We start from the raw sequence: 21,446 nt of genomic DNA on the forward strand, positions 1-21,446 counted from the left end.
CAGCAGTCGTGCACGGGGCCGCGGGAGCCGACGGCGGCACGCTCGACCGGCTCACCACGCTCGGCAGCGGCTCGCTCGAGCACCAGGTCGCGGATCGCCTCGACGAAGCGGGGGTGGGTGCCGGCCGAGGCCGCGCGCCGCGCGGGGATGCCGAGCCGATCGGCAGTGGCGAGCGCCTCGGTGTCGAGGTCGTAGACCACCTCCATGTGGTCGGAGACGAAGCCGACGGGGATCAGCACGACGGCGGCCACGCCCTCCCGGGCCAGCTCCTCGAGCCGGTCGTTGACGTCCGGCTCGAGCCACGGCGTGCGCGGCGAGCCGGACCGGGAGCAGAAGACCAGCTCGTGCGGGCGGGCCACCTGCGTCGTCTCGCGCAGCCGGGCGGCCACCGCGTCGGCGACGTCGAGGTGCTGCGCCAGGTAGGCCCCTCCATCGGGCCCGCTGTCGTCGTTCATCGCGTCGGGGATCGAGTGGGTGACGAAGACCAGTCGCGCGGCGTCGCGGACCTCGTCGGGCAGGTCGTCGAGGGCGGCGGCAGCACCGTCGACGACCGCGTCCACGAACCCCGGGTGGTTGTAGTACGGCCGGACCTTGTCGAGCCGGGGAGCCAGGTGGCCCTCCGGCACCGCGTCGGTGGCCGCCGCGAGGTTGTCGAGGTACTGCCGGCAGCTCGACCAGGACGAGTAGGCCGACGTGACGACGCACACCGCACGCCGCACCCCGTCGGCGGCCATCCGCGCGACCGTGTCGGTCAGGTACGGCTCCCAGTTGCGGTTGCCCCAGTAGACGGGGAGGTCGACGCCGTTCGCCGCGAAGTCGGCCTCGATCGCGGCGATCAGGGCCTCATTCTGGTCGTTGATCGGCGACTTGCCGCCGAACAGGTAATAGTGCTGGCCGACCTCCTCGAGCCGCTCGCGCGGGATCCCGCGACCCCGCGTGACGTTCTCGAGGAAGGGCACGACGTCCTCGGGCTTCTCCGGACCGCCGAAGGAGAGGAGCAGGAGGGCGTCATAGGGATCCGGATTGGGCACGTGCCCATCGTAGGGAGGACGATGTCCCCGCCATGTCGCACTCTCCCCCGGAGCGCAGCGGCGGCGCGCTGGCGCCGTACCGACTGATCTTCACGCCCCCCACCGCGCTGTTCAGCGCGACGGGGCTGGTGGCGCGTCTCCCCATCTCCATGGTCGGCCTGGGCATCGTGCTGCTGGCCGAGCACGAGACGGGGTCCTACGGCTTCGCCGGCTCCGTGTCGGCGGTCGCCCTCATCGCGAACGCGCTCTTCGCCGTCGTGCAGGGTCGCCTGCTGGACCGGCTGGGACAGGGCCGGGTCCTGCCCGTGGCGGTGACGCTCTGGGGCGTGGGCCTGGCCGGCGCGATGGCGGCGCTCTCGTGGGACTGGCCCATCTGGTCGGTGTACGTCCTCGCCGGGGTGGCCGGCGCAGCGCTGCCGTCCGTCGGCACCTGCGTGCGTGCCCGGTGGTCGCACGTGCTCGCCGATCGCCCCGACCGCCTCCACACGGCCTTCTCCTTCGAGGCGGTGGCGGATGAGGCGGTGTTCCTGGTCGGCCCGATCGCGGTGACGATGCTCGCGACCGGCGTGCACCCCGTCGCGGGACTCGCCGCCGCCCTGCTGAGCGGGCTGCTCGGCACCTATGCCTTCGCTGCGCAACGCCGCACCGAGCCGCCGGCCCATCCGCCTGTCGCTGCGGGTGGTGTCAAGGCACCGATGCCGTGGGGAGCGATCGGTCCGCTGACCATGGTGGCCGTGGCGCTCGGCGTGCTGTTCGGGGCAGCCGAGGTGGTGACCGTCGCGTTCTCGGAGGAGGAGGGCCGCAAGTCCGCGGCCGGGTTCCTGCTGGCGATCTGGGCCCTGGGGAGCCTTGCCGCCGGCCTGATCTCCGGGGCGATCACCTGGCGCCGCGGGCCGCTGACGAGGCTGCGCTGGGGTGCGTTCGGGATGGCGCTCGCCACGCTTCCCCTTCCCTTCGTCCCGTCCCTGCCGGTGATGGGCGCGGTGCTCCTGATCGGCGGGTTCGCCATCTCGCCCACCCTGATCGCCGCGATGTCTCTGGCCGAGCAGGTGCTGCCACCGGCTCGGCTGACCGAGGGCATGGCGTTCATCCAGACCGGGATCGCGGCGGGCCTCGCGCCGGGCGCCGCGGTCGCCGGCGTGATCATCGACCGCGCAGGCGCCTCGCCCTCCTACCTGGTCTGCGCGGTCGGCGGCGTGCTCGCGCTGACGGGCGCCCTGCTCACCCGGGTCCCCGCTACGGTGCGGACCCATGAGCGGACCGATGAGCACGTGGCGTAACTGGGCCGGCCTCGAGTCCGCCTCGGGCGTGCGGGCGGTGACGCCGGCGTCGGCGGAGGAGGTGAGGTCCGAGGTGCTGCAGGCCCGGGAGTCCGGGCAGACCGTGAAGGCGGCCGGCACCGGGCACAGCTTCACCGCGATCGCGAAGCCCGAGCACGTCCATCTGCTCCCCGACCGCATGCGCGGGATCCTCGCCGTGGACCGCGAGGCGATGACGGTCACCGCGCTGGCCGGCACGCAGCTGAAGGTCCTCAACGCCGAGCTCGGGCGGCTCGGCCTGAGCCTGCACAACATGGGCGACATCGCCGAGCAGACGCTCGCCGGGGCGATCGCGACGGGCACCCACGGCACCGGCGGCCGGGCGGCCGGTCTGGCCGCCCAGGTGGTCGGGCTGGAGCTGGTGACGGGCACCGGCCAGCTCCTCCGGGCGACGCCGGAGGAGAACTCCGACGTGTTCGACCTCGCCCGCGTCGGGCTCGGCGCCCTGGGCATCCTGGTCTCGATCACCTTCGCCGTCGAGCCGCTCTTCCTGCTGCGTGCGGAGGAGCAGCCCATGTCGTGGGACGAGGCCCTGGCCTCGTTCGACGAGCTGACCTCGGCCAACGACCACGTCGACATGTACTGGTTCCCGCACTCCGAGCGGATGCTCACCAAGCGCAACCGACGGGTCGGAACCGACCTCTCGGCTGCCGAGCCGCTCCCCCGCTGGCGTGCGTGGCTGGACGACGACCTGCTCTCCAACACCCTGTTCGGAGCCCAGACCGCGGCGCTCAACTTGGCACCACGGGCGATCCCGGCCGCCAACCGCGCGGCGGCACGTCTGCTCGGGGCGCGCACCTACACCGACGTCGCGCACCGGGTCTTCACCACCGAGCGGAAGGTGGTCTTCCGGGAGATGGAGTACGCCGTCCCGCGCGAGCTCGGGATCGAGGCGCTTCGCGAGTGCCGGCGGGCCCTGGAGAGATCCGGCCTGACCGTGTCGTTCCCGGTGGAGATCCGGCTGGCGCCGGCCGACGACGTCCCGTTGTCGACGGCCTACGGACGGGACTCGCTCTACCTGGCGTTCCACACCCACCGGCGGGCCGACCACGCTGCGTACTTCGCGGCGATGGAGCCGATCGTGCGCGACCACGGCGGCCGGCCGCACTGGGGCAAGCTGCACACCCTGGCCGCCGACGACCTCGCCGGACGGTACCCCCGGTTCGACGCGTTCCTCCGCCTGCGGGACCGCCTGGACCCGGACCGGGTATTCACCAACCCCTACCTCGAGCGGGTGCTCGGGCCCTAGCCACCGGCGTCCCGCCAGCCCGTGTCGAGCCCGTCGTGGCCGTGCGCGGCCATCAGCGACAGGCCGCCGTCGACGACGTACGACGACCCGGTCACGTACGACGAGCGCGGGGACACCAGGAACTCGATCACCGATGCGACCTCGTTGACGTGACCGGGTCGCCCCGCCGGGTTGCCCGGCCGACTCTCGTGGAAGGCCTGGGCCTCCTCCTGCCCGGTCATCGGCGTGGAGATCTCACCCGGGGCGACGGCGTTGACGGTGATGTCGTGCTCGGCGAGCTCCAGGGCGAGCACCTTCGTCAGCATGCCCAGGCCGGCCTTGGCGGTGCAGTACGCCGCCGCGCCGTACCGCGGCAGGTGCTCGTGGACGCTGGTGATGTTGACGATCCGGCCGCCGTGCCCGCCGGCGATCATGATCCGCGCGGCTCGCTGGGCGCACAGGAACGGTCCGTCGAGATCGGTGGCGAGCACGTGCCGCCAGGTCTCGAGCGACAGGTCGGTGATCCGGTCGGTGTGGCCCGTGCCGGCGACGTTGACCAGCACCCCGAGGCCGCCGAGCTTCTCGGCGAGGCGGTCGACCACCTCGCCCGCGTCGGGACGAGACGCCTCGAACGGCTCCGTGAACGCGTGCCGGCCGCGCGCCTCCACGGCGGCGACGGTGTCACGCAGCCCCGCCACGTCCCGGTGGCAGGTCAGCCCGACGTCGAACCCCTCGGTCGCCAGCAGCTCCGCAGTGGCCTTGCCGATGCCGGAGTCACTGCCGGTGACGATCGCCTTGCGCGGGAATCTGTCGCTCATGAGATCCGGGTACCCGTGCCGTCACAATCGATCCATGGCGAGGACACCTGCGTGCCCGTGCGGCTCCGGGAGGCGGTACGACGAGTGCTGCCGCCCCCTTCACCGCGGCCAGGACGCGGCGCGCACGGCCGAGGAGCTGATGCGCTCGCGGTACTCCGCCTTCGTGGTGCACGACGCGTCGTACCTCCTCCGCACCTGGCACCCGGCGACCCGCCCGGAGTCGCTGGACCTCGACGACCGCGTCCGGTGGACCGGGCTGGACGTGCTGGCGACCGAGGCCGGAGGTCCGGCGGACGAGAGGGGCCTGGTGGAGTTCCGCGCGCACCACGTCGTGGCCGGTGTGCCCGGCAGCCTCCACGAGGTCAGCCGGTTCCGCCGGCAGGGAGGCGCGTGGCTCTACGTCCGCGGACGGCACGTCTAGACCGGCTCGCACGACACAAATGTCGACACATCGCCACACGCCGAGCGCGCAACCGGATCCGGCGGTGCTCCCGGCGTAGGCTCGGCGCCACCGGAGCAGCACCCCGGCACCAGGCAGACGTACCCCCAGGCAGACGACCAAGGACGACACATGGCGGACAAGGCACACCTCGCCCTCGCCGGCGTCAGTCCCGACCGTCGCCGCCTGCTGCTGGTGGACGACAACGGCGTCGAGTTCACCCTCGACATCACGTCCGACCTCCGCGCGGCGGTGCGCGGTGAGACCACCCGTCTCGGCCAGTTGGAGATCCAGATGAGCAGCAGCATCCGTCCCCGCGAGATCCAGACCCGCATCCGTGCCGGCGAGTCCGCGGAGGCGGTCGCGCAGGCGGCCGGCACCACGGTGGACGCGATCATGTCCTACGTCGCGCCCGTCCTCGCCGAGCGCGAGCACGTCGCGGCACGCGCCCAGAAGGCCTCGCTGCGCCGCGCCCCCGGGGAGTCCGCGCCTGCCCACACCCAGACCCGTGCCCTGGGCGACGCCGTCGCCGCCCACCTCCGCGGCATCGGAGCCGACCCGGCGACCGCCGTCACCTGGGACGCCTACCGCCGCGAGACCGGACGCTGGGTGCTCTCCGGCACGTTCGGGATTGGCGAGCGCAGCGGCACCGCGCGGTTCACCTTCGACGCCCCCGGCAACTACGCGCTCGCCGACAACGACGACGCCCGCTGGCTGGTCGGCGATCTCCGCTCCGAGACCCCCACGATGACCCGGGACGACCTGCAGCAGGTCCGCCAGCGCCGGCTGGCCGCCGTGCCTGCCGACGAGCTGCCGCTGGGCGACGACGCGCTCGACCTGGTCAGCGGTGAAGCCGCCGAGGCGCTGGTCGACATCCCCGAGCCGCGGTACGACGAGCCGATCCGCGCGACGGCGGACCAGGCGCTGGTCGCCGATTCGGCGCAGGCCGAGGCGGAGGCCGAGCAGGCCCGCCACCGCCGCCCGGTCCAGAAGAAGCGCGGCCGCGCCTCGGTTCCGAGCTGGGACGAGATCATGTTCGGCGGCGGCGACCAGTAGGTAGGTCCAGTTCGCGGACGCGCGCCACGAAGGCCTCGCCAGGCGTAACCTGCGCGCATGGCCTACTTCGTCACCGGCGCCACGGGGTTCATCGGGCGCCATCTCGTTGCCGAGCTCGTCGACCACCGGCAGGGTCCGGTCTTCGTCCTGGTGCGCGCGTCGTCGCTCCCGCGCATGGAGGCGTTCGTCCGCCAGTGGGGGTCGACGCGGGTACAGCCCGTCGTCGGCGATCTCGCTGAGCCGGGCCTCGGCGTCGACCCCGCCTGGGTCGAGGAGCACGCCGGAAAGATCGACCACTTCTTCCATCTCGCGGCCATCTACGACATGACCGCCGACGACGCGACGAACGAGGCGATGAACGTCGGTGGCACCCGCCACGCGCTCGCCCTCGCGGAGAGCCTGCAGGCGGGCTGCTTCCACCAGGTCTCGTCCGTCGCCGCGGCCGGGGACTACCACGGCCGGTTCGACGAGTCGATGTTCGACGAGGGCCAGCCGCTGCCGTCGCCGTACCACCGGACGAAGTACGAGTCGGAGAAGATCGTCCGGTACGAAGCGACCGTGCCGTGGCGGGTCTACCGGCCGGCCATCGTGGTCGGTGACTCCGGGACCGGCACCATGGACAAGGTCGACGGCCCCTACTACTTCTTCCCCGTGATCAAGCGGTTGCGCGACCTCTTCCCGGCGCGGCTGCCCCTGCTCGGCGTCGACCTCGGCGACACCAACGTGGTGCCGGTGGACTACGTCGCCAAGGCGATGGACCACCTCGCACACCTGCCCGGGCGGGACGGCGAGGCGTTCCACCTCGTCAACCCCGAGCCGCAGCCGGTCGTGGACATGATCAACGCGTTCTGCGCCGCCGCGGGCGCCCCGCGCTTCGCCACCCCGGTGGACCGCAGCATCACCACGGCGGGTGGGCTGATCCCCCGCGCACTGCGACCCTCCACGCTGGTCAACGCCATGGTCCGCTCGGCGCCGGCGCAGCTGATGCTCGACCAGACGGTCGGGCGTCTCGGCATCCCCGCCGAGGTGCTCTCGCACACGTCCTTCCCCTCCGTCTTCGACTCCAGGGTGACCGAGAGGGCCCTCGCCGGGTCCGGGATCTCGGTGCCTCCGCTGGAGACCTACGCCCGTGCCCTCTGGTCGTACTGGGAGGAGAACCTCGACGACTCCGTGGCACGCGACCCGAAGGCGCGCGCCGCGCTCAAGGGCAAGCTCGTGGTGATCACCGGCGCCTCGTCGGGCATCGGCAAGGTGACCGCCCTCAAGGTCGCCCAGGCCGGCGGCATCCCGGTGCTGGTCGCCCGCGGCAAGGAGAAGCTCGAGGACACCAAGGCCACCATCGAGATGCGCGGCGGGCAGGCACACGTCTTCGCCTGCGACCTCTCCGATCTCGAGGCGATCGACAGCCTGTGCGAGCGGATGGTGGAGGAGCTGCCGAGCGTCGACTTCGTCGTCAACAACGCCGGCCGGTCGATCCGCCGGTCACTGAAGCTGTCGCAGGACCGGTTCCACGACTTCGAGCGCACGATGCAGCTGAACTACTTCGGCGCGATCCGACTGGTGATGGGCCTGATGCCGCAGCTGCACCGGCAGCGGTCCGGGCACATCGTCAACATCTCCTCGATCGGCGTGCAGACCAACCCTCCCCGCTTCTCCGCCTACGTCGCGTCGAAGGCGGCGCTCGACTCGTGGAGCAACGTGGTCTCCTCGGAGGTCGTCGGCCACGGCATCACGTTCACCAACGTGCACATGCCCCTGGTGCGGACGCCGATGATCGCGCCGACCAGGATCTACGACAAGTTCCCCACCATCTCCCCCGCTCAGGCGGCCGACGTGGTGATCCGCGCGATGGTGGACAAGCCGCACGAGATCAACACCGCGCTCGGGACCGCCGGAGCGCTGGCTCACACGATCGCGCCGCGGGCGGCGTTCCGGGTGCTCAACCTGGCCTACCAGGTGTTCCCCGACTCGGCTGCCGCGAAGGGCCAGAAGCCGACCTCGGAAGCCGCCGCCGCAGCCGTCGAGGCGCCGGCCTCGAGTCACCGCGAGACCGAGCAGATGCTGCTCGCGCAGCTGTTCAGGGGCGTCCACTGGTAGCGCCGTCGCCGGTCTCGACCGGACGCGACGGGTCGCTCACCCACTCGCTCCAGCTCCCCGGGTAGAGCGCGGCGCGTACGCCGGCGACCTCCATGGCGAGCACGTCGTGGGCTGCGGTCACCCCGGACCCGCAGTAGGCCGCGATGTCGGCGCCCGGCACCGCACCGACCTCGGCGTAGGTCGCCGCCAGCTCCTCCGGGGCGCGGAACCGACCGTCCTCGCGGAGGTTGCGGGCGCTGGGGACGTTGACGGCTCCGGGGATGTGGCCGGCCACGGGGTCGATCGGCTCGACCTCGCCGCGATAGCGCTCCGGGGCGCGGGCGTCGATGACGACCGCCCTGTGCTGGACGGTGGCGGCGTCGACGACCGGAGCCCGCCCGGGCCGGGCACGGAAGTCGCCCGGTGCCGGGATCACGGCACCCGTCTCGGTCGGCATCCCGCCCGCGACCCACGCGGACCAGCCGCCGTCGAGCACGCGGACGTCCGTGTGGCCGTGGTAGCGCAGCAGCCACCAGCACCGGGCCGCGGCGTGCCCGGCCCAGTCGTCGTACACGACCACGGGCCGGGCTTCGCTCACGCCGACCCTGCGCATCGCCGCCTCGAAGGCCGCATCGTCGGGCAGCGGGTGGCGACCGCGCTCCCCCGGCGGCGCCGCGAGGTCACTCTCCAGGTCGACGTACGACGCCCCGGGGACGTGGCCTGTGGCGAACTCCTGCGGACCGGACGGTCCTCCCATCCGGTAGCGCACGTCGAGCACCGTGACGTGCTCGAGGGCCGCCGCGAGCCCGGCGACGTCGACCAACGGGGACCTCACCGGCCGGCTCCGATCTCCTTGAACCAGGACTCGATGACGTACTTCGTGGTCCAGCCCATCGATCGGTAGAGCTCGTCGGCGCCCGTCGGTGAGTCGGCGTCGACCTCCAGCCCGACCCGGTCCCGGCCGCGCTCGGCCGCATCGGCGATGACGGTGTGCAGGAGCGCCTTCGCGACGCCGCGACCGCGGGCGTGCCGGTGCACGCCGATGTAGTCGATGTAGCTGCCCTCCTTGCCGTCCTCGTTCGCCGACAGCACCGAGCTCACCACCGTGCCCGCCGCCAGCGGGCGGCTGTCGGTGTCGACGAACGCGAGCCACCAGTGGTCCCAGCGGTGGCCGGGGTCCTCACGCAACCGCTGCACGAACTCGGGGAAGCTCTCACGGTAGGAGTTGAAGTGGTCCTCGAACGAGGACTCGAGGATCTCGTGCACCAGGTGCAGGTCGGCCGCCACGGGCAGGCCGTTCTCGTGCGCCGCGACCCGGCGGACGGTGACCCCTTCGCGCGGCGGCGGGAGGGACGTGGCCTCCTCAGGCAGCACCGGCCGGGTCATCTGCGGCCAGGTGCGTCGCATCTCGTAGCCCGCTGCGGCGAGCCACTCGCGCTGCAGGTCGTCGTCGGCGAACGGGCTGGCGTCCAGGCGCGTGCCGTCGATGCCGCGCATCACGCAGATGTCGCGTCCCCGGTCCTCGCCCCACGCGTACATCCGGGCGGCCACCACGTCCTGGTCGGCCACCGACCGGTCGAGGTAGAGGAAGACCATGGTGCGTCCGGCGGCGCGGTCGTGCACCACGATCCAGGCTCGCGGGACACCGGCGGGGTCCACGGCGAGCAGGTGACGTCGGGTCCACGACGCGGTGCCCACCAGCTCGGACTCGATCGCCTCGCGGTCGACCGAGGACCCGGTGAAGGGCCGCTTGTCGGCACTGCGGAGCGCCACGAGTGCGTCGAGGTCCGTCAGGTCGGGCGGCCGGGTGGACCAGCCCGGAGGGAGGCCCTCGACCGGCGCCTCGTGCCCGGGTACGGCGTCGTTCTCGGTCCGTTGCTTCGCATCGGTCACCCACCCATCCTGCACGACGCGCACCTGTGGAGGGCGGCTGCGGGGCCGCCCGGGATCGGGCAGGCTCGCCCCATGCCGAGCGTCCCAGGGATCCACGAGCCGGTGCCGCGGGCACTGCAGCGGGTGCTGCGGGCCGCCGTGCTCGAGCATCTGTCCGCCGAACGGCGGCGCACCCACCCACCGGTGCTGCACGTCGGGGTGCCGGCGCGGGCCGCGCGCTGCTTCGAGGTGCGAACCGAGGACCGGCTCGATCACGCGCTGCGGGTCGAGGTCGTGGAGGCCATGTGCCGCGCGAGCCTGGCCCGGGACTTCGTGCCGCTGGTCTGGCTGACCCGCGAGGAGGAGGGCCACGACGTCGAGGACCTGGCATGGGCCGCCGCCGTCGGAGCCGCCGGCTTCGAGCTCGGGGTCTCCCTCGACCTGGTCGTCGTCACCCGCCGGTGGTGGCGCGACCCCCGGACCGGCGTGGGCCGGTCCTGGCGCCGGCTGCGTCCACCGCGGCCACCGGACTGAACCGGTGCCCGGAGGGTCACCAGGTGTGGATCGGACGGTTCGCCGACATGTTGGCGCGGTACTCGGCGAGCACGGCCCGCAGCGCGTCGTACCGGTCGTCGGTCTGCTGCTGGGCCATCCGCCTGGTGAACCATGCCGCCCCGTTGATGCCGATCAGGCAGCGCTGCTCGATCAGGTCGAGGTAGCGGTGCGCCTCCTCGGCGCCGACCCCCCAGGCGGCGAGTCCCTCGTGTGCCATCGGCAGCAGGCGACGCAGCACCAGCTCCGTCGCGCGCACCCGGCCGACCCCGGGCCAGTAGAGCTCGGCGTCGATGCCGTGCCGGGCCGCGGTGTAGAAGTTCTCCTCGGCGGCGCTGAACGACATCTGCGACCACAGCGGACGCTCGCTGTCGGCGAACGCCCGGACCAGTCCGAAGTAGAACGCCGCGTTGGCGACGGTGTCGACCACGGACGGGCCGGCCGCGAGGATGCGGTTCTCCACGCGCAGGTGGGGCCGGCCGGCGCTGATGTCGTAGATCGGCCGGTTCCAGCGGTAGATCGTGCCGTTGTGGAGCCGGAGCTCTTGGAGGTTGGGCGTGCCGCCCGCCTCCAGCACCGTGAGCGGATCCTCCTCCTCGATGACCGGTAGAAGTGCCGGGTAGTAGCGGACGTTCTCCTCGAACAGGTCGAACACCGAGGTGATCCATCGCTCGCCGAACCACACCCGCGGCCGGACGCCCTGCGCCTTTAGCTCTTCGCTGCGGGTGTCGGTGGCCTGCTCGAACAACGGGATCCGGGTCTCCGCCCACAGCTCCTTGCCGAGGAGGTACGGCGAGTTCGCCGCGACCGCGACCTGCACGCCCGCGATCGCCTGGGAGGCGTTCCAGTACGAGGCGAACCGCTCGGGACTCACCTGGACGTGGAACTGGGTGCTGGTGCAGGCCGCTTCGGGCATGATCGTGTCGACGACGGTCCGCAGCCGTTCGGTGCCGGGGATGTCGATGCTGATGTCCTCGCCGCGTGCCTGCAGGATCTGGTCGCTCAGCAGGGCGTAGCGCGGGTTCGAGCTGATCACCTTCGCGGTCAGGTGCTCGGGGGCGAGGGTCGGGAGGATCCCGATCATCACCAGGTGCGCCCCGACCGAGGACGCGCGACGCTCCGCCTCGTTGAGACTGTCGCGCAGGTGCTTCTCGTAGCTCTTCAGGCCGCCGTCGGCCAGCGGGCCGGGCGGCACGTTCATCTCGACGTTGAACTGGCCGAGCTCGGTCTGGAAGTCGGGGTCCCCGATCGCGCCGAGCACCTCCTCGTTGCGGAGCGCGGGATCGCCCGCGTCGTCCACGAGGTTGAGCTCCACCTCGAGCCCGGTCCAGGGGTCCTCCGCCTCGAACGCCGACTCCCGCAGCATCCGCTCGAAGACGTCGAGGCAGCGGCGGACCTTCTCCCGGTAGCGCGTGCGGTCGGCAGGGGTGAACTCCTGCGCGGCGACGTCATCACCCATGACTCGACACTAGCCAGCATTCGCGATCGCAACCCCCACCGGTCTCAGTCGGAAAGCCCGGACTCCCAGTCGAACCCGCCCTGCCAGTGGTCGGGAGGTACGGCGTGCTGGAGGAGCGTGCCCAGGTAGCCCGCCAGCGGGTAGGACGGCTCGGCACGGTGACAGCGGTCGACCGCCGCCCAGGCCCGGGCACCGTCGCCGGCCTGCCAGGCGGCCCATCCGAGCAGCGCCGCCGGAGGCGCCGCGAGCCGGTCGGGCGTGCGTTGCACCACGCCCTGCCAGAACCGCAGGTGCGCGGTCGCGTCCTCACGCCGGATCAGCGACCACGCGGCGTCGCGCACCCGCCGGCACTGCATCACCCAGATCAGCCGGGCGACCTCGTCGTCGCTGGGCGTGCCACCTGCGGTCACCATGCTGCTGACCAACGACGTCACCCATCGGCCGGCTTCGCGGATCGCCCGGGCGTCCGAGGGGATCCCGGCGTCGACGTGCTGCGCGGCGGCCAGCGCCGCGCACACCGCGTCGACGGCGGCCGGGTCGGGCTCGAGGGAGGCCACCATCTCCTCCCGCGTGCGGTGCGCGAGCCGGCCGTCGACCAGGGCCTGGACCACGAAGGGGTGGCAGGACACGTCGTACGACCGGGTGTGCGCGCGGGCCGCGGGGTCGGGATGGCTCAGCTCGGACCAGCACCGGCCGTCGGCGTGGAGGGCCGTCACCAGGCCGACCCGTGCCCTCCGACAGCCACGTCGCAGGACCCGGTGCACGCCCTCGGCGGCCCGCCGGTCGGCGGTGAAGTAGAGCAGAACCAGTCGCCGCGCCCCGTGGTCACGGGCGGGCGTGAGCAGCACCTCCTCGACCTCGCGCAGCGTGGCCGGGGTCTGCTCGGCGCTCGGCGGCAGCCCGAGGCGGGCGTGGAACGGGCGCTGAGCGCCGACCGTGAGCATCACGATCGACTCCTCTGGCCAGAACCCGAGCAGGACGGGCGCGAGCGCCAGCAGGTCCTCGGGGGTCCGTGCGGTCAGGGTCGTCACGCCGTCGGCGGCGGACGGTCCGGGGGTGGGGTCTGGGATCGCCATGCCGAGGACCCTCGCCTCCGACGCAGACATCGACACCAGCGCCGCGCGGTGCCTGTGGAGCGTCGGTGACGCGACGGTCCAGGGGGACAGCACGTGGCCCGATCGGTGACGGGAGAGGACTACCGTGACGGGCGTGCGCCCGCAGGCTTCGGTCCTCCACCTGGACCTCGACGCCTTCTTCGCGGCCGTCGAGCAGCGCGACAAGCCGTCGCTGCGGGGCAAGCCGGTGGTCGTCGGAGGCGTCGGCGGGCGCGGGGTGGTCGCCACCGCCTCCTACGAGGCTCGCGCGTACGGCGTCCGATCGGCGATGTCCACCCGCGAGGCACGCGCCCGGTGTCCGCACGCGGCCTTCCTGACCGGCCGGTTCGAGGCCTACCGCGGCGCGAGCGGCGCGGTGATGGGCCTGCTGCGCTCGTGCTCGCCGCTGGTCGAGCCGCTCTCCCTCGACGAGGCGTTCGTCGACCTCGAGCAGGCCGGGCTGCCGGACCTGGAGGTCGCGACGGTCACGGCCTTCGCCGAGGACCTCCGCGTGCGGGTGCGGGAGGTGACGGGCGGGCTGACCGCCTCGGTGGGCATCGCCAGCTCCAAGTTCCTCGCCAAGGTCGCCAGCGACCTCCGCAAGCCGGACGGGCTGGTCGTGATCGCGCCGGGAACCGAGCTCGAGACACTCCGCCCGATGCACGTGTCGGTCATTCCCGGCGTCGGTCCCGCCACCGTCGAGCGGCTGCGACGCGTGGGCGTCCACAAGGTCGTCGACCTCGAGGGCCTCAGCAGGGACGAGCTGGTCCGCCTGGTCGGCCAGGCCCACGGTCACAGCCTCTACCACCTCGCGCGGGCCGAGGACGACCGCCCGGTCGTGGCCGAGCGCGAAGCCAAGTCGGTCAGCGTGGAGGGCACCTACGAGCACGATCTCACCGACCGCCGACAGATGGAGTCGATCCTGACCCGGCAGGCCGGAGACGTGGGCCGCCGCCTGAAGGCAAGCGGGCTGTCAGGCCGCACGGTGACCCTCAAGGTCCGGCTCTACGACTTCACGACCCTCAGCCGATCGGCCACCCTCCCGGCGCCGACCGAGGACGCCGTGACCATCGCCCGCCTCGCGCGGTCACTGCTCGCGGACCTGGACACCTCCGCCGGCGTCCGTCTGCTGGGCGTCGGCGTCTCGGGGCTGGCGGACTGGGTGCAGGAGGACCTGTTCGCCGACCAGGCCGACCAGGACGAGCAGGAGGCCGAGCCACTCGACGACCGCCCCGAGCCCGAGCAGTCCGGTGCTCGCCCGGCCGGCCCGACCTGGGCGCCCGGCGTCGACGTGATCCACGCGGAGCACGGCCGCGGCTGGGTCTGGGGCGCGGGTCGACAGGTGGTCACCGTCCGGTTCGAGACCGCGGACACTCCGCCGGGACCGGTCCGCTCGTTCCGTGCGGACGACCCGGCGCTCTCCCACTGGCGAGCTCCTGCGGTCCAGGAGGAGGTCGCGGACAGGGACGATGCCTGAGAGCCACGTCGCGTCCGGTGGGTGCCCGCACCGCAGCGGTGTACGGGCCTGCTTCGGGATGCGCCCCCGCCGGCCAGTAGCGTGCCCACATGTCCGCTGAGCAGCCCGAGCCGCCGCGAGCCGAGCGCCGTCCGGTCACCACGACCCACCACGGCCGGACCCGCACCGACGAGTACGACTGGCTGCGCCGCAAGGACGACCCGGACGTGATCGCCTACCTCGAGGCGGAGAACGTTCACACCCAGGCCCGGACGGCGCACCTCGCCGACCTCCGGGCCCAGGTCTTCTCCGAGATCAAGGCACGGACCCTCGAGACCGACCTCTCGGTGCCGACCCGGGTCCGCGGCTACTGGTACTACGGACGCTCCTTCGAGGGCCGGCAGTACGGCGCCAGCTGCCGGGTCCCCGTCACCGACCCCGACGACTGGACACCCCCGCGGCCGGCGGAGGACGCGAAGCCGGACCAGCCCGCCCTTCCCGGCGAGGAGGTGATGCTCGACCTCGACGCGATGGCTGAGGGCCACGAGTTCTTCTCCCTCGGGGGGTCCTCGATCAGCACCGACGACCGGCTGCTCGCCTACGCCACCGACGTGGTCGGCGACGAGCGCTACACCGTCCGCGTCCTGGACCTCTCCACCCGCGACCTGCTCCCCGACGAGCTGACGGGCGTTCTCGGCGGCGTCACCTGGGGTGACTCACCCGACCACTTCTACTACACCACCGTGGACGACGCCTGGCGCCCCGACAAGGTCTGGCGGCACCGCCTCGGCACCACCCAGGCCGACGACGAGCTGGTCTTCCACGAGCCCGACGGCCGCTACTTCGTCGGTGTCGGCCGCACCCGGAGCCGGCGCTACGTGATGATCGCCGCCAGCTCCAAGACCACCTCCGAGTTCCACGTGCTGGATGCGACGGACCCCACGGCACAGCCCACCTGCTTCGCCGTGCGGACCGACGGGGTGGAGTACTCCCTCGAGCACGCGGTCATCGGCGGCGAGGACCGCTTCCTGGTCCTGCACAACGCCGGTGGTCCCGAGTTCGAGCTCGCCATCGCCCCCGCCTCCCCCACCGCGCCGGCCGACTGGCAGCCACTGCTCCCCCATGACCTCTCGGTCCGCCTCGAGGACGTCGACGCCTTCGCCGACCACCTGGTCGTCCAGCAGCGCAGCGAGGGCCGCACCCAGGTCCGCGTGATCGAGCTCGGCCCCGATCCGGACGCTCCGGTCGCGGCCGACCGGTTCGTGGAGTTCCCAGGCGAGCTCGCGACGGTCGGCGTCGGTGGCAACCCGGCCTTCGAGCAGCCCACGATCCGGGTGGGGATGACCAGCCTCAGCCGCCCCTCGGCGGTCTACGACCACGACCTGCGCACCCGCGGGCTGGTACTCCGCAAGCAGGCGCCGGTGCTCGGCGACTACGACCCCGACGACTACGAGGAGCACCGGCTGTGGGCCACCTCCGTCGACGGCGTCGAGGTACCGATCTCGCTGGTCGTGCGTCGCGATGCCCGAGGCGCCGACGGCACCGAACCGGTGCCGGTCCACCTGTACGGCTACGGGGCCTACGAGACGTCGATCGACCCGTACTTCGCCGTCAGCCGCCTCTCCCTGCTCGACCGCGGCGCGGCGTTCGCGATCGCACACGTCCGGGGCGGCGGGGAGATGGGACGCCGCTGGTACGACGACGGCAAGCTCGAGCACAAGCAGCACACCTTCGACGACTTCGTCGCCTGCGCCCGGCACCTCGTCGAGGCCGGCTGGACCACCAGCGACCGGATCGTGGCGGAGGGCGCGAGCGCCGGCGGACTCCTGATCGGTGCGGTCGCCAACCAGGCGCCGGAGGCGTTCGGCGCCCTGGTGGCAGGGGTGCCCTTCGTGGACACCCTGACCACCATGCTCGATCCCTCGCTCCCCCTGACGGTGCCCGAGTACGACGAGTGGGGCAATCCGTCCGAGGACCCGGAGGCCTACGACCGGATCGCCGGCTACGCGCCGTACGAGAACATCGCCGACCGCCCCTACCCGCCGATCCTCGCCGAGACCTCCCTCAACGACACCCGGGTGCTCTACGTGGAGCCCGCCAAGTGGGTGGCCCGGCTCCGCGAGCGGGCACCTCGGGCCGACGCGCTGCTCCGCACCGAGATGGCCGCCGGCCATGGCGGCGTCTCCGGCCGCTACCGGGCCTGGGAGGACCGGGCGTTCACCCTCGCCTGGATCCTGGACCGGATGGGCTTGGCGTGAGCCCGTCCTCGGCCCGTCGAGGAGGGGAAAGTTGAGAACTGCCTGAGATTACTCCCGCTGCGCAACTTCCCCCGGCTACCGGTCGTCTGAGCGGGTAGAGCCACATCAGTTGGGAATCCCGGCCGACTCGGGCGTGTTGGGAACAGATGTGCGGATGTCGGACATCACGCACAGCGAAGGAGGGTCGCGATGGCCACGGCAACTGCGAAAGCGAAGCGGAGCATCGGGCGAGAGATCGAGGGGCGCGACAGCGTCGGCCTCTACCTCGACGAGATCGCCCGGACGCCCCTGCTCGACGCCGCCCGCGAGGTCGACCTCGCCAAGACCATCGAGGCCGGCCTGTACGCCGAGCACCTCCTGGCCGAGGGACGTGTGGGCCGCCGGAAGGGCGGTGCACCCGGCTACGCCACGAAGGAGGAGCTGGAGTGGCTCGCCGAGGAGGGCCGCAAGGCGGTCACCGAGTTCATCAACGCGAACCTGCGGCTGGTTGTCTCGATCGCGCGGAAGTACGGCCGCGCGCAGATGCCCATGCTGGACCTGATCCAGGAGGGCAACACCGGCCTGATCCGCGCGGTCGAGAAGTTCGACTACGCCAAGGGCTACAAGTTCTCCACCTACGCCACCTGGTGGGTGCGTCAGGCGATCACCCGGGGCATCGCCCAGCAGGCGCGCGTCGTGCGACTGCCCGTGCACGTGGTCGAGGAGCTCAACCAGGTCGGCGGCGCGCGGCGCACCCTGGAGCGCCAGCTCGGCCGGGACCCGGAGCCCGAGGAGATCGCCGTCGAGCTCGGCATGGAGGTCGAGCGGGTCCTGGACCTGCTCTCGTGGGGCCGTGAGCACGTCAGCCTCGACACTCCCGTGGACGAGGACGGCGACACCTCGCTGGGCGACCTGATGGCCCAGGAGACCGCGCCCGGACCGGACATGACGGTGCTCGACACCGAGGCACGGGACCGTCTCAACACCCTGGTCGACCAGCTCGACGAGCGCGCGGCGGACATCATCCGCTCGCGCTACGGCCTGGTCGACGGGCGTCAGCACAAGCTCGCCGACATCGGCGCCAAGCACGGCATCTCGGCCGAGCGGGTGCGCCAGCTCGAGCGTGAGGCACTGCAGAAGCTCCGCCGCCTGGGCGACCCGGACCTGGCCGCCTGATCTGGGAGCGCGGCTGCGACGCGCTCTAGGCCTCGGCCCGCCGTCGTAGCTCCTCGAAGACCTCTGTCACCCGGTGACGGAGGTCTTCGAGCGTTCCGGTGTTCTCGATGACGAAGGTCGCCACCGCACGCCGCTCCGCAGCGCTCGCCTGGGCGGCGATCCGCGCGCGGGCGTCCTCCTCTGTCCAGCCCCGGTCGCGGAGCATCCGCTCGACCTGGGTCTGGTGCGGCACGTCGACGACGATCACCGCGTCGAACTCCGCCGCGCGGCCGGACTCCACCAGCAGGGGGATGTCGTGGACCACGATCCCGGTCTTCGGGGCGGACGCCTCCAGCTCGGCGTACCTCGCGAAGACCAGCGGGTGCACGATGCTCTCGAGCAGCCGTCGCTTCTCGGTGTCGTTGAAGACGATGGCCCCCATCTTCGGGCGGTCCAGGTCCCCGTCGGCGGTGAGCACCGTCGGGCCGAATGCCTCCACCACCGCGGCGAGGCCGGGGGTGCCCTGCTCGACCACCTCCCGGGCGAGCAGGTCCGCGTCGATCACCACGGCGCCCAGCTCGGCCAGGATGGCCGCCACCGTGCTCTTCCCGGAGGCGACGCCACCCGTCAGCCCTACCCGCACCTGTCGCCTCCCGGGGAGTCTCGATCGCCCCGACCCTACCGGCTGCGATGATCGACCCGATGAAGTCCCTGCGACCCGGGGACCGGGTCGCGCTCCTCGTCCCGGGCTCCCACCAGTACGTCGACGCGGTGCTGCGCCTGCTCACGGCAGGGGTCTTCCCGGTTCCGCTCGATCCGCGCCTGACCGACGTCGAGCAGCAGCGGATCCTGGCCACCCTGGCGCCCGCCCTGGTCGTGCGGACGACCGGGGAGCTGACGGACCTGATCGCCCGGTTTCCAGCGCCCGGCCTGCCGCGCGGACGGCCGATCCACTGCACGAGCGGCACCACCGGCGTCCCGAAGGGCGTCTACTCCGGGCTCCTGGACGAGGAGGCGGCCGCGGCGCTGTTGGCCGAGGAGCGCGACCTGTGGGGCTTCTGCGCCGCCGACGTGAACCTCGTGCTGAGCCCGCTCTACCACTCGGCACCGCTGCGGTTCGCGACCGGCACGATCCTCGCCGGCGGCCGGATCGTCGTTCCGGGCGCGTTCGACCCGGAGGCCGTCACCGCCGCGATCGAGGCCGAGCGACCGACCACGATGTTCTGCGTGCCGACGCATCTGCAGCGCCTGTTCGGCCACTGGGATGCGGTGGGCGTGCCGGACCTTTCCTGCTTCCGGCTGGTCGCCCACGCCGGCGCGCCGTGCCCGCCGGACCTCAAGCGCCGGCTGGTCGAGGCGTTCCCGCCGGGCACGACCTGGGAGTTCTACGGGTCGACCGAGGGGCAGTTCACCGCCTGCCCGAGCGAGGAGTGGGTGGAGCGGCCCGGCACCGTGGGTCGCGCGCGGCCGGGACGGAGCCTCAGCACCGACGACGACGGCACCATCTGGTGCGTGGTGCCGGAGCACGCGCGGTTCAGCTACTACGGCGATCCGGAGAAGACGGCGGCCGCCTGGCGGGAGACCCCGGGCGGGCCTGCGTTCACGGTCGGAGATCTCGGCCGGCTGGACGAGGACGGCTACCTCTACCTCGAGGGCCGTCGCGAGGACCTGATCATCAGCGGCGGTGTGAACGTCTACCCCACCGAGGTGGAGCAGGTGCTCAGTGCCTGTCCCGGGGTGGTCGACGTCGCCGTCTACGGCGCCGACGACCCGGATTGGGGACAGCGGGTCTGCGCCGCGGTGGTCGCTGGCCCGAACGGCCCTGACGAGGACGCGGTCCGGCGGTTCGCACGCGAGCACCTCGCCCCGCCCAAGCGCCCCAAGACGTGGGTGTTCCGCAGCGAGCTGCCGCGGACCCTCACCGGCAAGGTCCGACGGAGCCTGCTGGACGGGTCCGGCTCCTAGCGGGCGTCAGCTGACGAGCCGGCGCAGGATCCGGTCGAGCTCGACGCGGTCCTGTTGGGGAAGCTCGGCGAGGAACTGCTCGGAGGCGGCGTGGCGGGTGCGGTCGATGACCCGGAGCACCCGCTGCCCGTCCGGGGTCAGGCCGACACAGGTCGCCCGCCGGTCCGAGGGATCGGGGATGCGGCGGACGAGGCCCCGGTCCTCGAGCGCGTCCACCACCTCGGTCGCCGACCGCGGAGCGATCCGTAAGGCGTCGGCCAACTGCGAGAGTCGGGCCTCCGGATGCTCGCCGACCACGCGCAGGGCGCGCGACTGGGCCGGTGTGACGTCGTACTTCTCGAGCGCGGCGGCGAACCTGCGACGCAACGCGCGGGCGGCCCCCATCAGCACGTCCGCCGTCGACTCCTCCATGAGTCCACGTTAACCCGATCGACGAAGCGCAGCCGGGGTCAGACGAGGTTGCCTCAGCAGGCGAACTGGCGGCGGTAGACCTGCGGACTGACGCCGCGCACCCGGACGAAATGGTGGCGCAGGGTCGCGGCGTTCCCGAAGCCGACCTCGTCGGCAACCCACTCGACGGGCTGCTCGGTGCGCTCGAGCAGCTCCTCGGCGGCCGCCACCCGCTGCCGGGTCACCCAGTGATGAGGGGTGGTGCCGGTCTCCTCGCGGAAGCGCCGGGCGAAGGTCCGTGGCGACATCAGCGCGCGCTTCGCGAGCGACTCGACGCTGTGGTCCTCACGGAGGTTCTCCAGCACCCAGGTCAGCAGCGGTCGCAGGGTGTCGGCGTCGCAGTCGGGCACTGCCCGTGCGATGTACTGCGCCTGTCCCCCGTCGCGGTGCGGGGGCACCACGGCCCGGCGAGCGATCATCGAGGCGACCGCTGCGCCGTACTCCTGGCGCCAGATGTGCAGGCAGGCGTCCAGGCCGGCTGCTGTGCCCGCGCTGGTCACCACCTGGCCGGTGTCGACGTAGAGAACCTCCGGGACGACCTTCGCGAGGGGGAACCGGCGTTGAAGCTCGTCGGTGTACATCCAATGGGTCGTGCACTCCCGGCCGTCGAGCAGGCCCGCGGCACCGAGGGCGAACGCGCCGCTGCACACCGACAGGATCCGAGCGCCCCGCTCGTAGGCCGCCCGGACGACCTCGACCACGGCGATGGGAGCAGTCCCGCCGCGCGGGACCGCCGGGACCGCGACCAGGTCCGCCTCTGCCACCCGGTCGAGGCCTTCGTGGACCTGGATCGAGAAGCCCATGGAGGTGGCCATCGACCGTCCCGGGTGCTCCGCGCACACGGCGAAGTCGAGCTTCGGAACCCCGTGATCGGAGCGATCCAGCCCGAACGCCTCGCACAGCACACCGAGCTCGAACGGTGCCACGCCGTCGAACGCGAGCACGGCAACATTGGTCAGCACCCACCCACCTTCGCAGGTCCGTGGCAGGATTTCAATGTGAAATGACATTTCTGCCACTGGTGGCAGGTTTTCGATAAGAGCAGACTTTCTGCCATGATCTTTCTGCTCCTCATCGTGGTCGCTGCCGCCGTCGCCGGCACCCTCCGCGTGGTCGTGCGCGACGAACGTGGCCGGGGCGCTCCCCCGGCCTCCCACCCGGTCGACAGCGCCTGGATCCCGCCCGCGATGCTGCTCGAGCGCCGCTGACATCGTCTGCAAAAACGTCGAACGCCCCGAC

20 protein-coding genes are annotated in these 21,446 nt (G+C 72.3%); 11 read left to right on the top strand and 9 right to left on the bottom strand.

Features of this window, described 5'->3' with window-relative positions; genetic code table 11:
• On the bottom strand, nucleotides 1–1,031 hold a 1,031-nt coding region (locus E7Z54_RS16830), incomplete at its 3' end, for a ferrochelatase (RefSeq protein WP_136435657.1).
• Between the two features lie 32 nt (nucleotides 1,032–1,063).
• On the opposite strand from E7Z54_RS16830, the gene E7Z54_RS16835 reads away from it, so the two are divergent.
• Both E7Z54_RS16835 and E7Z54_RS16840 read left to right on the top strand, forming a co-directional pair.
• Nucleotides 1,064–2,311 (top strand): MFS transporter, encoded by a 1,248-nt coding sequence (locus tag E7Z54_RS16835; protein WP_136435658.1) that lies wholly within the window; start codon nucleotides 1,064–1,066, stop codon nucleotides 2,309–2,311.
• Nucleotides 2,295–3,599 (top strand): D-arabinono-1,4-lactone oxidase, encoded by a 1,305-nt coding sequence (locus E7Z54_RS16840; RefSeq protein ID WP_206056331.1) that lies wholly within the window; start codon nucleotides 2,295–2,297, stop codon nucleotides 3,597–3,599. The genes E7Z54_RS16835 and E7Z54_RS16840 overlap by 17 nt, the downstream gene beginning before the upstream one ends.
• On the opposite strand, the gene E7Z54_RS16845 is transcribed toward E7Z54_RS16840, so the two are convergent.
• On the bottom strand, nucleotides 3,596–4,396 hold the full coding sequence (locus E7Z54_RS16845) for an SDR family oxidoreductase (RefSeq protein ID WP_136435662.1): 801 nt from the start codon (nucleotides 4,394–4,396) through the stop codon (nucleotides 3,596–3,598). The genes E7Z54_RS16840 and E7Z54_RS16845 overlap by 4 nt on opposite strands.
• A 34-nt stretch (nucleotides 4,397–4,430) precedes the next feature.
• Between E7Z54_RS16845 and E7Z54_RS16850 the strand changes: the two genes are divergently transcribed.
• The 3 genes from E7Z54_RS16850 (at nucleotide 4,431) to E7Z54_RS16860 (ending at nucleotide 7,988) form a co-directional block, all read left to right on the top strand.
• The gene (locus E7Z54_RS16850; protein WP_136435664.1) at nucleotides 4,431–4,817 is read left to right on the top strand and encodes a YchJ family protein; all 387 of its coding nucleotides are present in this window, start codon (nucleotides 4,431–4,433) and stop codon (nucleotides 4,815–4,817) included.
• A gap of 150 nt (nucleotides 4,818–4,967) precedes the next feature.
• The gene (gene sepH, locus E7Z54_RS16855; protein ID WP_136435666.1) at nucleotides 4,968–5,891 is read left to right on the top strand and encodes a septation protein SepH; all 924 of its coding nucleotides are present in this window, start codon (nucleotides 4,968–4,970) and stop codon (nucleotides 5,889–5,891) included.
• A gap of 57 nt (nucleotides 5,892–5,948) precedes the next feature.
• The gene (locus tag E7Z54_RS16860; RefSeq protein ID WP_136435667.1) at nucleotides 5,949–7,988 is read left to right on the top strand and encodes an SDR family oxidoreductase; all 2,040 of its coding nucleotides are present in this window, start codon (nucleotides 5,949–5,951) and stop codon (nucleotides 7,986–7,988) included.
• Here E7Z54_RS16860 and E7Z54_RS16865 read toward each other — a convergent pair.
• Both E7Z54_RS16865 and E7Z54_RS16870 read right to left on the bottom strand, forming a co-directional pair.
• The gene (locus E7Z54_RS16865) at nucleotides 7,969–8,802 is read right to left on the bottom strand and encodes a sulfurtransferase (protein ID WP_136435669.1); all 834 of its coding nucleotides are present in this window, start codon (nucleotides 8,800–8,802) and stop codon (nucleotides 7,969–7,971) included. The genes E7Z54_RS16860 and E7Z54_RS16865 overlap by 20 nt on opposite strands.
• Entirely contained in the window at nucleotides 8,799–9,860 is a 1,062-nt protein-coding gene (locus tag E7Z54_RS16870) for a GNAT family N-acetyltransferase (protein ID WP_240769742.1), read from the bottom strand. The genes E7Z54_RS16865 and E7Z54_RS16870 overlap by 4 nt, the downstream gene beginning before the upstream one ends.
• Before the next feature lie 72 nt (nucleotides 9,861–9,932).
• On the opposite strand from E7Z54_RS16870, the gene E7Z54_RS16875 reads away from it, so the two are divergent.
• Complete coding sequence (locus E7Z54_RS16875; protein ID WP_168798388.1) at nucleotides 9,933–10,373, top strand: hypothetical protein; 441 nt, start codon at nucleotides 9,933–9,935, stop codon at nucleotides 10,371–10,373.
• 16 nt (nucleotides 10,374–10,389) lie between these two features.
• Here the strand turns inward: E7Z54_RS16875 and E7Z54_RS16880 are convergent, their stop codons facing one another.
• Nucleotides 10,390–11,850, bottom strand: a complete 1,461-nt coding sequence (locus E7Z54_RS16880) for a glutamate-cysteine ligase family protein (protein ID WP_136435672.1) — start codon at nucleotides 11,848–11,850, stop codon at nucleotides 10,390–10,392.
• A gap of 44 nt (nucleotides 11,851–11,894) precedes the next feature.
• Nucleotides 11,895–12,926: a DUF4192 domain-containing protein gene (locus E7Z54_RS16885; RefSeq protein ID WP_168798389.1), complete on the bottom strand. Its 1,032-nt coding sequence runs from the start codon at nucleotides 12,924–12,926 to the stop codon at nucleotides 11,895–11,897.
• 133 nt (nucleotides 12,927–13,059) lie between these two features.
• Here E7Z54_RS16885 and E7Z54_RS16890 point away from each other — a divergent pair, with 133 nt between their 5' ends.
• From E7Z54_RS16890 to E7Z54_RS16900, 3 genes are all read left to right on the top strand, one after another.
• Entirely contained in the window at nucleotides 13,060–14,421 is a 1,362-nt protein-coding gene (locus E7Z54_RS16890; RefSeq protein WP_136435676.1) for a DNA polymerase IV, read from the top strand.
• Nucleotides 14,422–14,510: 89 nt separating this feature from the next.
• On the top strand, nucleotides 14,511–16,658 hold the full coding sequence (locus E7Z54_RS16895; RefSeq protein WP_136435677.1) for a S9 family peptidase: 2,148 nt from the start codon (nucleotides 14,511–14,513) through the stop codon (nucleotides 16,656–16,658).
• Nucleotides 16,659–16,847: 189 nt separating this feature from the next.
• Nucleotides 16,848–17,813, top strand: a complete 966-nt coding sequence (locus E7Z54_RS16900) for a sigma-70 family RNA polymerase sigma factor (RefSeq protein ID WP_136435679.1) — start codon at nucleotides 16,848–16,850, stop codon at nucleotides 17,811–17,813.
• A 25-nt stretch (nucleotides 17,814–17,838) separates the two neighbouring features.
• On the opposite strand, the gene coaE is transcribed toward E7Z54_RS16900, so the two are convergent.
• Complete coding sequence (coaE, locus tag E7Z54_RS16905; RefSeq protein WP_136435681.1) at nucleotides 17,839–18,435, bottom strand: dephospho-CoA kinase; 597 nt, start codon at nucleotides 18,433–18,435, stop codon at nucleotides 17,839–17,841.
• A gap of 59 nt (nucleotides 18,436–18,494) precedes the next feature.
• On the opposite strand from coaE, the gene E7Z54_RS16910 reads away from it, so the two are divergent.
• The gene (locus E7Z54_RS16910; protein ID WP_240769743.1) at nucleotides 18,495–19,757 is read left to right on the top strand and encodes a class I adenylate-forming enzyme family protein; all 1,263 of its coding nucleotides are present in this window, start codon (nucleotides 18,495–18,497) and stop codon (nucleotides 19,755–19,757) included.
• A gap of 6 nt (nucleotides 19,758–19,763) precedes the next feature.
• Here the strand turns inward: E7Z54_RS16910 and E7Z54_RS16915 are convergent, their stop codons facing one another.
• A complete protein-coding gene (locus tag E7Z54_RS16915) occupies nucleotides 19,764–20,168 on the bottom strand; it encodes a MarR family winged helix-turn-helix transcriptional regulator (protein ID WP_136435684.1) in 405 nt (134 codons plus the stop codon).
• A 53-nt stretch (nucleotides 20,169–20,221) separates the two neighbouring features.
• On the bottom strand, nucleotides 20,222–21,169 hold the full coding sequence (locus tag E7Z54_RS16920) for a helix-turn-helix domain-containing protein (RefSeq protein WP_136435686.1): 948 nt from the start codon (nucleotides 21,167–21,169) through the stop codon (nucleotides 20,222–20,224).
• A 93-nt stretch (nucleotides 21,170–21,262) separates the two neighbouring features.
• Here E7Z54_RS16920 and E7Z54_RS23400 point away from each other — a divergent pair, with 93 nt between their 5' ends.
• Nucleotides 21,263–21,415 carry a hypothetical protein gene (locus E7Z54_RS23400; RefSeq protein ID WP_168798390.1) on the top strand — a complete coding sequence of 51 codons (153 nt, stop codon included), beginning with the start codon at nucleotides 21,263–21,265 and terminating at the stop codon, nucleotides 21,413–21,415.
• Nucleotides 21,416–21,446: the final 31 nt, after the last annotated feature.

It is taken from the genome of Nocardioides sp., from assembly GCF_004803405.1.
In the GTDB taxonomy this organism is placed as follows: Bacteria; Actinomycetota; Actinomycetes; order Propionibacteriales; family Nocardioidaceae; genus Nocardioides; species Nocardioides vastitatis.